Source organism: Neisseria sp. HMSC056A03 (assembly GCF_001815685.1).
In the GTDB taxonomy this organism is placed as follows: Bacteria; Pseudomonadota; Gammaproteobacteria; order Burkholderiales; family Neisseriaceae; genus Neisseria; species Neisseria subflava.
Genome location: NZ_KV821611.1, coordinates 1 through 14,363 on the forward strand (window position 1 = coordinate 1; position 14,363 = coordinate 14,363).

The following is a 14,363-nucleotide window of genomic DNA, read 5'->3' on the forward strand; positions in this document are numbered from 1 at the left end:
CTCCAGCTGACCCAGCCCAGCATCCAAGTAAGGAGAATCAGACCACCAAATACAATACGGTAGTAGGCAAAAGGCACATAGTTTTTACTGGAGACAAATTTCAGCAATGCTTTTACTGCCAATAAACCGGCGATAAATGCTGCGATAAAACCGATAGCAATTTGTCCGACATCTTGCAAGGTAAAGAGTTTGTAGTTTTTTAAGATATCGTAACCTGTTGCCGCAATCATCATCGGTACGGCAAGGAAGAATGAGAACTCAGTAGCTGTTTTACGTTCCAGTCCCCATAGCATACCGCCCATGATGGTACTGCCTGAACGTGATGTACCAGGGATAAGGGCACAAATTTGGGCGCATCCTACAACAAATGCGTCGATTGGGCGCATATCATCTACATGATTGACTTTAGGTTTGGTTTTTGCTTGGCGTTTTTCAACCCATAAAATGAAGAAACCACCTAGTACCAGCATGGTAGCAACGGTAATTGGGTTGAAAAGGTGTAATTTAATTTGTTTGCTGAACAATAGACCCACAATCGCGGCAGGTATGAAGGCAATAAATAAATTCAGTACAAAGCGATTGGCTGTTCGTTCTTTACCCAATCCTTTTATGATATGGGTAAATCGTTGGCGGTATTCGAATACGACGGCTAATACTGCACCGAGTTGGATAGCAATTTCAAATACTTTTCCGTTGCTTTGAAAGTTCATTAAGTCACCGAATACAATTAAGTGACCGGTACTGGAAATAGGGAGAAACTCAGTTAAACCTTCGATGATACCGAGAATAAGTGCTTTAAATAAAATCAGAATGTCCATAAGTTTTCAGACGGCCTTGAGGCCGTCTTTCTTTTGTTGAATAGTTAAAGTGGTTTTGAGGATTGTTCGCGGCGGACTTTGACGATGAGCTCGTCTATGGTTTTCATGCCGGCTTTCCAATCGGTACCGTTGAAATTGACTTTGTATTTTCCACCGACGATGACAGTTGGTGTGTTTTCAATTCGATAAGTTTCCGTCAATTGCTGCATTTTTGCAGCAGCCGATGCGGCAGCAGGACTGTTGTAGGTTTGAAGCAGTTTTTTACTGTCAAAACTCGTCTGTTTACCCACCCATGATCGGAATACATTGGTATCAGCCAAGTTGATTTTTTGTTCGTAAACTGCTTTGAAGATGACTGGATTGGCTTGATATTTCAAGCCTGAAAGATTAACGGCTGCGGCAATTTTGGCCAAACCCAACATTTCAGGCATCCAAACGACGTGCTCCGTCCGTAAGGAAACATCTTTAGCAAAGGTTTTACTGTGTTGCAACAAAACCGGATCGAGATGGTAACAATGGACGCAGAAGTAGCCGAAAAACTCAAGCACTTCAATTTTGCCGGCTTGTTGCTGCGGGATAGGGCGACTGAGGACAGTATAGTCCACGCCCTCGGTAGCAGCCTGAGCACTCAGACTGAGCAGGCTCAGGCCGAGTGCGGCAATGGTTTGTTTTATACTCTGCTTCATCAGTGATTCCATTATTTGGTAGAACGAATCAAGCTGTTGATATTATGGCCTTGCAGGTTTTTTTGCAGTTTTACAGCGGCTTCCTGCGGCATAGTGTTACTTTGAACTCGGTAAATGGTTTTGTCGCCGTTTTGCGATTCAACCACTCTTGAAGAAACACCTAAAATAGCCAATTTTGCACGTTGTGAGTCTGCGCTGGAGCGGTCTGCATATGAACCAAGTTGCAGGAATGCTTTTTTACCGCTGTTAGCAGCTGTTTCGGCTTTTTCTGCTGACTGTTTACTTACAGCGTTGCTGCTTTCTTTTGTTGCAGAGGCATTTGCTGCTTTACGTGCTTTTTCGATGCTGCCGCTGTTGAGGATTTGCTCAGGTGTCGGCTTGTTTTGTTTCTTGGCTTCGGCCGCTTTTTTCTCGGCCAGTTTGCGCTCGGCACGCTCTTTTTGTTTGTCTGTCAGCTGGTCGGCTGCTTTTTTGTCTTTGGCAGCTTTATTGGCAGCTTCATTTTCTGCTTTGACTTTTTCTGCGCGTTTTTTCTCTAACTCGGCTTTTTTCTCGGCCAGTTTTTTCTTAGTAGCTTCTTTTTCTGCTTCAGCTTTCGCAGCTTTTTCCTTAGCTTCGCGTTCGGCTTTATCAGCAGCAGCTTGCTCTGTTTTTTCTTTGGCTGCTTGTTCGGCTTTTTCCTGAGCTTCTTTTTCTGCTTGAGCTTTTTCTTCAGCTTCTTTGGCAGCCTTTTCAGCCTCTTCTTTAGCTTTGGCTTCTTTCTCTGCCGCTTCTTTTTCTGCTTTGGCTTTTTCTTCATCTGCTTGGGTAGATGAAGTGTCGGTAGCTGGGCGTTTCTCTGCTTTGTCCTGAGGTTTCAGGATTTCAGGTTCTTCGCTTTGTTTAGGCTGAGTCAGCTCTTTGAAAACGTTTTGCTTGCCTTGGTTCAAGAAGAACAAAATACTGGCAATAATACCTGTTGCCAGTATCAGGCCGAAAAAGAAACCGGCCAAGCCTTTGCCATATTGTGTAGATTTTTTCATGACTTACCTTGTAATAATGTGTTCAGACGGCCTGAAAGGAGACTGTCTGAGTTTGGATTCGATATTTTATCAATAACCGTTATAGACGGCAAAATCCTGATGCTTTGTTTACTCTAGTTTTACTTAAACATAAAGATTCAGGCCGTCTGAAAAGTTAAAGAGCGCGACGGAAGCCGATGGCTTTCATCACATGTGTTTTGCTGACTTCTTCGTCGCCTGCCAAATCGGCAAGCGTACGGGCAACGCGCATGATGCGGTGGAAACTTCGGGCGGAAAGGGACAGTTTTTCGAGCATGGTTCCCAAGGCTTCTTGCGCTTCTTTTTGGATGCGGACTTTGCCATCGAGCTCGCTGACACTCAGTTCTGCATTGACTTTGCCTTGTCGGTTATATTGGATTTTGCGTGCGGCGGTAACGCGTTCCAATACGGTGGCACTGGATTCGCCTGCTTCTTGTTGCATCAATTCGGCAGCAGAAAGGCTGGGTACTTCGATGGTTAAATCAATACGGTCGAGCAATGGCCCTGAAATTTTGTTGCGGTAGCGGGCAACGCTTTCAGGCGTACAGCGGCAAGGTTTGGACGGATGGCCAAGATAGCCGCAAGGGCAGGGGTTCATGGCGGCGACAAGTTGGAACTTGGCCGGATAAACTGCTTGGCGTGCGGCGCGGGAAATATGGATTTCGCCGTTTTCCAAAGGCTCGCGCAATACTTCTAATACTTTACGGTCAAACTCGGGCAATTCGTCTAAAAACAACACTCCGTGGTGCGCCAATGAGATTTCGCCCGGACGTGGGTCTGAACCGCCGCCTACCATGGCAGCCGAGCTGGCGCTGTGATGAGGACTGCGGAAAGGACGGTTGCTGTCGAGTTGCTGTTGATGGTTGGGCAGGAGCGAACGCAATGCCCATACTTCGACCAATTCGTCTTCGGTCAAAGGTGGGAGGATACCGGGCAAACGTTGTGAAAGCATGGATTTGCCCGTACCCGGCGGGCCCATCATCAACAGGCTGTGCCCGCCTGCCGCTGCGATTTCCAATGCAAGGCGAGCGGTATGTTGGCCTTTGACATCGGCTAAATCAGGTATTTTACTTTGTTCAGACGGCCTGTGCGTCAGCTTGCATTCGGTTTGTGTCAACGGTTCGATATCGTTTAAATGTGCGGCCACTTCGCCTAAAGAACACGCACCATAAACCGCGATACCGCGCATGACGGCAGCCTGTTCGGCATTTTCTTGCGGCAATACGAACGAACGGCCTGCCTGCATTCCCTGCCATGCCATGGCCAGCGCGCCGCGTACAGGACGCAACAGACCGGACAGTGCCAATTCGCCGGCAAACTCATATTGGGCGAGCTTTTTAGGATTGATTTGTCCTGATGCGGCAAGAATACCTAAGGCAATCGGCAAATCGAAACGGCCGGATTCTTTTGGGAGGTCGGCCGGTGCGAGGTTGACGGTAATTTTCTTGGCGGGAAAGTCGAAACCGCTTTGGATGATGGCGGCACGCACACGGTCACGGCTTTCTTTAACTTCAGTATCGGGCAAACCGACGATATTGAAATGTGGCAAGCCGTTGGCAAGGTGAGCTTCCACTTCGACCAACGGCGCATTCATGCCGCTTAAGGCGCGGCTGTAAACCAAAGCAAGCGACATATTTCAGACGGCCTTATTCGGCAGCTTCGGTTTGTTGTTTGATTTCGGCAACAGCTTCTTCAGCAGCGGCTTCGGCAGCTTTCAAAGCAGCTTCTTCAGGCTCTTGAGCGGCTTCGAGTTTGGCCAAACGGGCTTCCAATTCGGCCAGTTTGGTGCGGGTTTTAATCAAAACCTGTTGTTGGATGTCGAATTCTTCGCGGGTCACCAAATCCATGCGGTTGAACGCGCTGCCGAACATGGCTTTAACGTTTTTCTCCATATCTTTGGCAGGGCTGTTGGCGATGGTTTCGCTGATTTTGGAGCTGACTTCTTCAAAAAGTTGTTTGCCGAACATAATCCGTATCCTTTATTCAGAATGTATATAGAAATTCAAGTGGCTATTGTATAAGGAAAAAGGCCGTCTGAAAACGTTTTGCTTTTCAGACGGCCTCAAATGCGGAAGTTTACACGCCTGCGGCTGCTTGTAATGCTGCTGCTTTGTCGGTGCGCTCCCAAGTAAATTCAGGCTCTTCGCGGCCGAAGTGGCCGTAGGCGGCGGACTTGCTGTAAATTGGGCGCAGCAGGTCGAGCATTTGGACGATGCCTTTAGGGCGCAGGTCGAAATGTTCGCGAACCAGGGCAATCAGTTTTTCTTCGCTGATTTTGCCGGTGCCGAAAGTGTCGATGGAAATCGAAGTCGGTTCGGCAACGCCGATGGCGTAGGAAACTTGGATTTGGCATTGGGTTGCCAAGCCGGCGGCTACGATGTTTTTCGCAACATAGCGGCAGGCGTAAGCGGCGGAACGGTCCACTTTGGACGGGTCTTTGCCGGAGAATGCGCCGCCGCCGTGCGGAGCTGCGCCGCCGTAGGTATCGACGATGATTTTACGGCCGGTCAAACCGCAGTCGCCTTGCGGGCCGCCGATAACGAAGCGGCCGGTCGGGTTGATCAGGTATTTGGTTTCGTCGGTCAGCAGTTCAGACGGCAGAACCGGTTTGATGATGTGTTCGATCACGGCGTTTTTCAGCTCTTCGTAACCGATAGACGGATCGTGCTGGGTAGACAGGACGACGGTGTCGATGCGTTTTACTTTGCCGGTTTTGCTGTCGTAAACCACGGTCAGTTGGGCTTTGGCATCAGGACGCAGCCAAGGCAGGCGGCCGTCTTTGCGCAATTCGCTTTGGCGTTGCATCAGGCGGTGGCTGTAATAGATGGCAAACGGCATCAGGGTAGGGGTTTCGTCGCAGGCATAGCCGAACATCAAACCTTGGTCGCCTGCGCCTTGGTTTAAGTCGATGCCTTCGCCTTCGTTCACGCCTTGGGCGATGTCCGGAGATTGTTGGTCGTAGTACACGCCGACTGCGCAGCCGGTAGCATCAAAGCCCAGCTCGGAGGAGTTGTAGCCGATGCGTTTGATGGTTTCGCGTGCGACTTTGATGTAGTCCACTTGGGCGGTAGTCGTGATTTCGCCTGCCAATACGCACAAGCCTGTGTTGACCAAGGTTTCTGCGGCGACACGCGCTTTGGGGTCTTGCGCCAAGATGGCATCCAAAATCGCATCGGATACTTGGTCGGCAACTTTATCCGGATGGCCTTCGGATACCGATTCGGAAGTAAACAGATATTCGCTCATTGCTATTCTTTCATTAAAAACAGGCTGCTGTGTTTTCAGACGGCCTTTTATTTCGGACAGCGGAAATCATAACAAAAACTCCGCTTTTTCTCTATACAAGTGAGAAACATTCGTACTTTCCTGCTGTTTCGGAATCCTGTTGCGCGTTTCTTACAGGCAAAAAAATTCCCGCATTAAGCGGGTTTGGATTGCTCTGGCGAGCCACATCGGTTTTTCAACCGTCCACCTTACCTTTCCGTTTGAAAAGCAGGTTGGCATGGAATTCCCAACTCTTAATGCAGTGCGGATAGTAGCAGAAAAGCAGGTGTGCCGCAATATATTTGCCCGAAGTCTGTTTTGTTCAGACGGCCTGTTTCGTTTACAATCTGTCCACTTCATTTTGGTAAAACCTTATGCAAACGCTTGTTACCTTTGTTTTTAAATTTTTGGCCGCTCTGCCTTTGGCTTGGTTGCACAAATTAGGCAATCTGTTGGGCAGTTTGGGTTTCCGCGTGCTGTCGAAAGATCGCCGGCGTGTTTTCGAAAACATGAAACTTGCCGGATTGAACCCGACGGACGAGGCGGTGAAAAAAGTTTTCCGTGAAACGGCAAAAGGCGGCTTGGAATTGCCGGTGGCGTTTTTCAGACGGCCTGAGGAAATTGAAAACCTGTTTGTCAGCGTCAACGGTTGGGAACATGTTCAGACGGCCTTGAGCGCGGGCGAGGGTTTGCTGTTTATCACGCCGCACATCGGCAGCTATGATTTGGCCGGCCGCTACATCAGCCAGCAACTGCCGTTTCCGCTGACGGCGATGTACAAGCCGCCGAAAATCAAGGCATTTGATGCGGTAATGCAGGCAGGTCGCGTGCGCGGCAAGGGCAAGACTGCACCGACCAGTATTCAGGGCGTCAAACAAATCATTAAGGCCCTGCGCGGCGGTAAAGCGACCATTGTGTTGCCCGACCATGTACCGTCTCCGGAAGAAGGCGGCGACGGCGTGTGGGTGGATTTTTTCGGCAAACCTGCCTATACCATGACGTTGGCGGGCAAGCTGGCGCAAGTCAAAGGCGTAAAGGCTTTATTTTTCTGCGGCGAGCGTCTGCCCGACGGTAAAGGCTTTGTCTTGCACATCGAGCCTTTGCGCGGCGAATTGAACGGCGATAAGGAGAACGATGCGCGCGTTATTAATGAAAATACCGAATATTGGATACGCCGTTTTCCGGAACAATATTTATTTATGTACAACCGCTATAAGCATCCGGAAGGCGCGCCGCTGCCGCCTGCTTGAGTGAGATAGATTAAAAACCTGCTTTGAGGGAAGCAGGTTTTTATTTTGGTTGGGAATTAAGATTAAACAAAGCCGAAGTTCAAAAAGAAATACATCAGAGTCCAGCGTTTGAGTTTTAACGGCAAAGGCCGTCTGAAAAGCGATTTCAGACGGCCTTTGCCGTAATCTTTTGCCTTTTATTTTAATACGCTGCTGAACCGTTTGCCCTGATGGCATTATAATGCGCGTAATTGTTTTTTCGATGGCATGTCATGTTTTATCTCTTTCAGTCCGACCGTTTGGAAGCGCTTGCCGAAATGTGCGCACGTATTCATCAGGCTTCGCCCTTGGACTCTGTATTGGCGCAGGAAGAAGTGGTGGTGCAGAGCCAGGGGATGCGGCGTTATCTGAATGTGTTTTTCGCGCGCGAACTCGGCGTGGCGGCGAATTTGAAGTTCAGCCTGCCTGCCGGTTTGGCGTGGCAGCTGATGCGCAAATTGGTTCCCGATGTGCCGCCGCTCAGTCCGTTTTCGCCTGAAGTCATGCGTTGGCGTTTGCTGGATTTGTTCCGCAGTGAAGTGTTTCAGACGGCCCCGGAATACGAAAACGTGCGCTTGAAGCTGGAAAGTTATTTGCACAGCTCGGCATCGGCGGATTATCAGCTTGCCGGACAGATGGCGGATATTTTCGACCAATATTTGGTGTACCGCCCGGATTGGATTGATGCGTGGCAGGCTGGGAAGCTGCTGGGTTTGGGTGATGATGAGGATTGGCAGGCGCGGCTGTGGCGTTATTTGGACGATGGCAGCCAATCTGCGCCGCACCGCGTGGCCTTGTGGGAAAAGCTGTTGGCGCAGTTGGATAAATCGGTCTTGCCGCAAAGGTTGTTCGTATTCGGCATTTCGACAATGGCGCCGATGTATCTGCAACTGCTGCACCAAATTTCCAAGCATTGTGATGTGTTTGTGTTCGCGCTTAATCCGAGCAGCCAGTATTGGGGCGAGGTTATCGACGAGGCGCAGATTTTGAAAAGGGGCGATGAGGCGGATTTGTCGCAGGCAGGACATCCGCTGTTGGCTTCTTTGGGCAAGCAGGGGCGCGATTTCTTTGATTTTTTGTCGGAAGTGGAAACCGATCAGGATATTCAGGTTTATGAAGAGGGAAAAGACGATACCTTATTGCATTGCCTGCAAAACGATATCCAAAACTTAATCATGCCGTCTGAACGCTTGTGTCAACAGGAAGAAGGCGAAGTAGGTTTGGTTCAAGTCCATGATGCGGACGGCAATCCAGTGTGTGTCGAGCCGGATAGGCTGCTGAATGACGGCTCCGTCAAAATCGTCGCGGCGCACAGCCCTTTGCGCGAATTGCAGATTTTGAAAGAAGAGCTGTCGCTGGTGTTGCAAAATAATTCCGACTGGCAGCTGCACGATATTGCCGTGTTGACACCGAACATCGAGCCGTACAGCCCGTTTATCGAAGCCGTTTTTGGACAGGCGCACGCAGGCAGCCAGGCTTTGCCGTATTCGATTTCGGATGTGAAACTCAGCCGCCGTCAGCCGTTACTGTATGCTTTGGCGCAAACTTTGGACTTGCTGGAAAGCCGGTTTGAAGTGGATAAGGTTTTGCCCTTGCTGGAAAGCCGGTTGGTGCTGCAACGCTTCGGTTTGAGCGAGGAAGATGTGCCGCTGCTGCATGAGACTGTTGCCGGATTGAATGTGCATTGGGGTTTGGACCAAACCATGCGCGAGGGCAAAGACAACCTCTTTACTTGGCAGCAGGCGGTAGAGCGTTTGGCCTTGGGCTGGATGTTGCCCGAAGGCGGCAACGGCATGTGGCAGGGCGTGAGCGCGTGGCATAGCAACGTCAACCAGCTGGACGTGTTCAGCGGTTTTGCCGAATTTATCCGCACTTTGGCCGATATGGCGGCGCAATGGCAAGAGCCTGCCAATGTGGAAAGTTGGGTGCAGCGTTGCCGTGCTTTGCTGGAGAAACTGTTTGCTCCGGATACGGACGACCAATACGCCAAGCAGCAGTTTGAGCAGTCTTTGGCGAAATGGCAGGAAGAGGCGCAGTTGGCCGAATTTGACGGATTGTTGCCGTGTAAAACCGTTATCCGCCATATCCGCCGCTTTTTGGACAGCGAAAGCCAAGCCGGATTTTTGAGCGGCGGTATCACTTTTTGCAGTATGGTGCCGATGCGCAGCTTGCCGTTTAAAATGGTTTGCCTGTTGGGTTTGAATGACGGCGATTTTCCGCGCAATACCAAAGCGGCGGTGTTCGACCTGATTGCCAAATATCCGAAAAAAGGCGACCGCGCCCGCCGCGACGACGACCGTTATCTCTTCCTCGAAGCCTTAATCAGCGCACGCGAAATGCTGTATTTGTCTTATATCGGCCGCGATATACGCAATGATACCGAGTTCGCGCCGTCTTCGTTAATCAGCGAGCTGCTGGATACCATTGCCGCCATGACGGGGAAAAGCGGGCGCGAGTTGTCGGAGAAATGGGTGAAACATCATCCGTTGCAGGCGTTCTCACGCCGTTATTTCCAAAAGGACGCGCTTTCAGACGGCCTCTTCAGTACGCGCCAAGATTACGCCGATGCGTTGAACCAACCGCAAGCGGAAGCGCAGCCGTTTTTCCTTGAGGCCTTAAGTCAGGAAGAGCCGGGCAAAATCATTCACCAGGGCGAGCTTGTCAGTTTTTGGCGCAACCCTGTCAAAGTTTGGCTGAAGAAAAATTTAAGCTGGGATCAACCGTATCTGGACGGCGCATGGGAGTCTGCCGAACCGTTTGAGCCGCAACATGAGGGTCGGATTGCCGATGCCTATTTGGATGCACGGCGCAAAGGGGAAGATTTTGAAGATACGGCCATTCGGCTAAATGCCGAAAGCCTAATGCCGGTGGGCAAGTTGGGCGGTTTATGGCAGAAGCAGTATCAGATATCTGCGAAAAACGTAGATGCCAAGCTGATACGCAGTAACAAAAGGCCGTCTGAACCTTATGAAGAACACTTTGACGACTTGGTTTTACAAGGCACCATCGGCAATCTTTATGAATGCGGCCGCATTGTGTTCCTAAACCAAAAAGACAATGCACCCAACCGCATTGCCCGTTTATTGGAGCATTTGATTTTTTGCGCCGTCACCCCTAAATCCGTTGCAAACCGACAAACCTATATTGTCAGCTTGGGGCAGACCGAAACCTATGCCGCCATCGGGCAAGAGGCGGCGAGGGAGCTTTTAAAAGAATGGCTGGTATATTTCCGAATCGGACAAAATACCCCCTTGCCGTTTTTTGCCAAAACCAGCCTTGCCGCAGCGGAGGAGTACAACAAGAAAGAGGATTGGGATGCTGCCTTGAGAAAAGCCCATGAGGTTTTTAACGGCAATAAAATGAGCAAAGGGCAGAAAGAATATACCGAAGTGAAGCTGGTGTTTGGCCATTCGGAAGAATCGCCGCTTGATGAGCCGCTATTTGAAAACCTCGTCGTCAATCTGCTCGTTCCGCTTTTGACCGGCGTGGCAGGGAAGACCGATACAACAGAACAGGAGTAAAGCATGGCCACTTATGCAGAATATTTGGATTTTGATACTGAAGAAGACAAATTGAAACAGCAGCAACTCTATCAGGCGACCGAGCTGTCGGCGCAAACGGTAGCGGCGGTTGAAAAGATCAGCCGTCCGCAAAACTGGCTGCTTGCCGCTGCACCATATTGCCCTGATTGCCGCGTGTTTGTGCCGTTTATTCAAAAAATGGCGGAGTTGAACCCCAATATCCGCGTCAACTATATTGCCCGCAACGATTTTGACGACAGCAGCCGTTTTGAGAATCCGCGCCAACAGGAAATCGTCCGCGCCAATCAAAAAATCCCTGCGCTGTTTTTGATGGGGCATGAAGAGGCTGGGCCTGTGTTTAACGAGTTTCCACAAGTGGTGTTGAACCAAATTGCGGCAGATGAAACCCGGCGCACGGAATTGCGCGATGCGTACCGTGCCGGCGAGTTTAATGCCGATATTGAGGCTCAGATTGTAGCGGCGTTGGCATGGGCAGAGTAGCGGTGTTGAGCAGATATTGTTGGTGTGTAAGGCTGTGTTTTGAACCGCTTTGATATTTTGCTTTGTAATAAAAAGGCCGTCTGAAAAGATTTCAGACGGCCTTTTTTGATGCTTAACGCTTTATTAAATCTCGATTTTATTCGGCGTAAAGGTTTGCCATTTGTTGCAGGCAGGGCAGTGCCAGAAGAAGACTTGGGATTTGAAGTGGCAGTTGCGGCAGCGGTACATAACGCTTTTTTGCAGCTGGCGGCCGATAATGGAACGAATCATATCGGTATCGGCTTTCCACTCCGGATTCATACTGCTGAGTTTCAAGCCAAGCAGGCGGTACACGCCGTTGAGGTCGGGTTTTTGGCGGACGAGTTCGACAGCGATTTGCGCCGCTTCGGTTTCGCCTTTGAGCAACAGGGCCTTCTCGTAGATGACGTTGATCAGGTCAAGATCGGGGAAGGTTTGCATATAGCCGATAAGGCGGTTGAGGCCTTCTTCCTGCTTGCCTTGCGCGGCATAGGCTTCATAGAGTTTCTCGCCGACCATGCTCAGATAGGCGTGGTTTTGCTGCTCGATGGCGGAATACGCTTCCACTGCGGCAGGGAAGTTGCCCTGACGGTATTCAATGTCGCCGAGAATGATGTTGGCGCGCGTACATTTTTTGTTGGCTTCGAGTGCTTTGCCGATGTTGTAGCGTGCGGTGTCGAAGTTGGATTTGAACAGCGCGGCTTGGGCGATTTCGCAATAAAACTGGGCGATTTCAAACTGGTAGGTTTGTTCGTCATGGCTCAAGAGCTGCGCCATTTCGATGGCTTTTTCCCAGTCGCGGTCTTGTTGGTAGATACTCAAAAGGTGTTGGCGGGCTTCGCGTGCCATATCGCCTTCCTGCAAACCGAGGAAGATTTGTTCGGCACGATCCACCAAGCCTGCGCTTTGGTAGTTTTGCGCCAGTTCAAAAAGCACGCGTGCGCGTTTTTCGTTGACTGTGTCGGGCGAATCGAGCAGGGCGCGGTGCATATTGATGGCTTTGTCGTTTTCACCGCGTTGGCGGTAGAGCTTGCCTAGGGTCAGGTTTAGGTCGTATGACTGCGGCTGTTGGTCGATCACTTCCGCCAATTCGCGCGCGGCGCGGCCGCTGTTGCGGTCAACGAGGGCATCAAGGCTTTTGTAAAACCCTGCCGGTATGCTTTTGGCCTGTTTCAGGACGGTCTTCATATCGACGCGCGCGGCAAACCAGCCCATAGCGAAGAAAACGGGGAGGAGGACGATGGGCAGTAAGATGACCCACAATTCGTTGTCCATGGTATTCCTTTATTGATTGGTGACGTTACGCTTTAGGAGTGGCTTCGGAAGTCGTTGCCGGTGTTTCGGTTTTGACCGGAGTCAGGTCTTTTTCGGAAAGGTGGGCATGTTTTTTCACTTCGGCGCGCAGACGGTTGTTTTCGCTGCGCAGGGACAGCAGACGGCCGAAGAGGGCAAACATACCGAACACGATACCGATAATAAATGCACCGAAAAGTACGACAATCAGCGGCAGATTGATGTTTTGGCCGGGCAGGTAGAAGAAGGATACAGTGTGGGTATTGGTGATGGCCAGCAGGAGGAAAACAAGAAGAATCAGGATTTTGATGATGGTAGAGATGAGTTTCATGGGTTACTCCGGGTTGGCTGCGGTTGGGGCAGGCCGTCTGAAAAATGGTATCAGTTTAAACGATTTGCCGGATTTCGGATAGGATGGCATGTTTCAGACGGCAGGGGAATGGTGTCTTTATGCTGACGGGTACTTGTCAAACCTATATTGAAAGGCGTATTGTTCAGTCTTTAATTAATTAATTTATTTTGCACATCAGAATAAGAAAGGCAATCATCATGAGCAGACCAGTTCCAGCCGTATTCGGCAGCGTTTTTCACGCTGAAATGCCCGTTATCGCTTATCGTGAAGGTAAATGGCAGCCGGTAGAGTGGCAATCTTCCAAAGACCTGACAATCGCCCCCGGCGCGCATGCCTTGCATTACGGCAGCGAATGTTTTGAGGGTTTGAAGGCATTTCGTCAGGCAAACGGCAAAATCGTGATGTTCCGCCCGACCGCCAATATCGCGCGCATGCAGCAAAGTGCGGATATCCTGCACCTGCCGCGCCCTGAAACTGAGGCTTATTTGGATGCTTTGATTGAATTGGTCAAACGCTCTGCCGAAGAAATTCCTGATGCGCCAGCGGCGTTGTACCTGCGTCCGACTTTGATCGGTACCGATCCTGTGATTGGTAAAGCCGGTTCTCCTTCTGAAACGGCTTTGCTGTACATTCTGGCTTCTCCTGTCGGCGACTATTTCAAAGCTGGTTCGCCCGTTAAAATCTTGGTGGAAACCGAACATATCCGTTGCGCCCCACATATGGGCCGTGTGAAATGTGGCGGCAACTACGCTTCCGCCATGCCTTGGGTGTTGAAAGCCAAAGCCGAATATGGCGCAAACCAAGTGTTGTTCTGTCCGAATGGCGACGTTCAGGAAACCGGTGCGTCTAACTTTATCCTGATTAACGGCGATGAAATCATTACCAAACCGTTGACAGATGAATTCCTGCACGGCGTTACCCGTGATTCCGTGCTGACTGTTGCCAAAGATTTGGGCTATACCGTTACCGAACGCAACTTTACCGTTGATGAGCTGAAAGCAGCTGTGGAAAATGGTGCAGAGGCGATTCTGACTGGTACGGCTGCAGTCATTTCTCCGGTAACTTCTTTCGTGATTGATGGCAAAGAAATCGAAGTGAAGAGCCAAGAGCGCGGTTACGCAATCCGTAAGGCGATTACCGACATTCAATACGGTTTGACAGAAGACAAATACGGCTGGTTGGTCGAAGTTTGTTAAATAGAGCGCATTTAATAAAAAAGGCCGTCTGAAATATTTTTTCAGACGGCCTTTTTTTATTGGTTTTTAGATGGTAAAAGCAATAATAAAATACTAAATTTTTCAAATAAACGGTAGTATTTTAGGATAATCGGTATATAATGCGCAATTATGTTGTAAAAATACATATTGAAAATATCGAATTTTATTGATTTTTCGATGAATTTAAAAACATTTATAGATATTTATTTTGTATATTTTGTAAATTTAGTTAAATTAGGAATGCTAAAAACATATTGTGTTAGAATTCCCCTCCTTTTTGGCTTCGCGGGATTAACTCTGTCACGCCAAAAAGGAAAACAATACAAGATAAAACCATTTTTATTTGGGACTGACGTAGATTAGCAGTTATGCTAGGCTACGAAAA

At 49.6% G+C, this 14,363-nt stretch carries 12 protein-coding genes and 1 riboswitch; of the genes, 4 read left to right on the forward strand and 8 right to left on the reverse strand.

What is annotated here, in order from left to right:
- The 6 genes from HMPREF3052_RS03680 to metK form a co-directional block, all read right to left on the reverse strand.
- The coding region (locus HMPREF3052_RS03680) for an undecaprenyl-diphosphate phosphatase (RefSeq protein WP_070748611.1) at positions 1-818 on the reverse strand (818 nt) is incomplete at its 3' end.
- A 44-nt stretch (positions 819-862) separates the two neighbouring features.
- A complete protein-coding gene (locus HMPREF3052_RS03685; protein ID WP_003684471.1) occupies positions 863-1,504 on the reverse strand; it encodes a thiol:disulfide interchange protein DsbA/DsbL in 642 nt (213 codons plus the stop codon).
- Between the two features lie 11 nt (positions 1,505-1,515).
- Complete coding sequence (locus HMPREF3052_RS03690) at positions 1,516-2,526, reverse strand: SPOR domain-containing protein (protein WP_070748613.1); 1,011 nt, start codon at positions 2,524-2,526, stop codon at positions 1,516-1,518.
- A 154-nt stretch (positions 2,527-2,680) separates the two neighbouring features.
- On the reverse strand, positions 2,681-4,177 hold the full coding sequence (locus HMPREF3052_RS03695) for a YifB family Mg chelatase-like AAA ATPase (RefSeq protein ID WP_070748615.1): 1,497 nt from the start codon (positions 4,175-4,177) through the stop codon (positions 2,681-2,683).
- A 13-nt stretch (positions 4,178-4,190) separates the two neighbouring features.
- The gene (locus tag HMPREF3052_RS03700) at positions 4,191-4,511 is read right to left on the reverse strand and encodes an accessory factor UbiK family protein (RefSeq protein ID WP_070748617.1); all 321 of its coding nucleotides are present in this window, start codon (positions 4,509-4,511) and stop codon (positions 4,191-4,193) included.
- A 109-nt stretch (positions 4,512-4,620) separates the two neighbouring features.
- Positions 4,621-5,790, reverse strand: a complete 1,170-nt coding sequence (gene metK / locus HMPREF3052_RS03705; RefSeq protein ID WP_070748620.1) for a methionine adenosyltransferase — start codon at positions 5,788-5,790, stop codon at positions 4,621-4,623.
- Between the two features lie 173 nt (positions 5,791-5,963).
- Positions 5,964-6,074: riboswitch (SAM-I-IV-variant riboswitch) on the reverse strand.
- 108 nt (positions 6,075-6,182) lie between these two features.
- Here metK and HMPREF3052_RS03710 point away from each other — a divergent pair.
- The 3 genes from HMPREF3052_RS03710 to HMPREF3052_RS03720 all read left to right on the forward strand — a co-directional run bounded on the left by HMPREF3052_RS03710 (position 6,183) and on the right by HMPREF3052_RS03720 (position 11,098).
- A complete protein-coding gene (locus tag HMPREF3052_RS03710) occupies positions 6,183-7,058 on the forward strand; it encodes a lysophospholipid acyltransferase family protein (protein WP_070748622.1) in 876 nt (291 codons plus the stop codon).
- 251 nt (positions 7,059-7,309) lie between these two features.
- On the forward strand, positions 7,310-10,597 hold the full coding sequence (gene recC, locus HMPREF3052_RS03715) for an exodeoxyribonuclease V subunit gamma (RefSeq protein WP_070748624.1): 3,288 nt from the start codon (positions 7,310-7,312) through the stop codon (positions 10,595-10,597).
- Between the two features lie 3 nt (positions 10,598-10,600).
- Positions 10,601-11,098 carry a thioredoxin family protein gene (locus HMPREF3052_RS03720; RefSeq protein WP_070748626.1) on the forward strand — a complete coding sequence of 166 codons (498 nt, stop codon included), beginning with the start codon at positions 10,601-10,603 and terminating at the stop codon, positions 11,096-11,098.
- A gap of 123 nt (positions 11,099-11,221) precedes the next feature.
- Here HMPREF3052_RS03720 and lapB read toward each other — a convergent pair whose 3' ends face one another.
- Together lapB and HMPREF3052_RS03730 are read right to left on the reverse strand one after the other, a co-directional pair.
- Positions 11,222-12,391, reverse strand: coding sequence for a lipopolysaccharide assembly protein LapB (lapB, locus tag HMPREF3052_RS03725; protein ID WP_003745547.1), 1,170 nt, complete (start codon positions 12,389-12,391; stop codon positions 11,222-11,224).
- Between the two features lie 25 nt (positions 12,392-12,416).
- On the reverse strand, positions 12,417-12,740 hold the full coding sequence (locus HMPREF3052_RS03730; protein WP_049328701.1) for a LapA family protein: 324 nt from the start codon (positions 12,738-12,740) through the stop codon (positions 12,417-12,419).
- 218 nt (positions 12,741-12,958) lie between these two features.
- On the opposite strand from HMPREF3052_RS03730, the gene ilvE reads away from it, so the two are divergent.
- Positions 12,959-13,957, forward strand: a complete 999-nt coding sequence (gene ilvE / locus HMPREF3052_RS03735) for a branched-chain-amino-acid transaminase (protein ID WP_070748628.1) — start codon at positions 12,959-12,961, stop codon at positions 13,955-13,957.
- Positions 13,958-14,363: the final 406 nt, after the last annotated feature.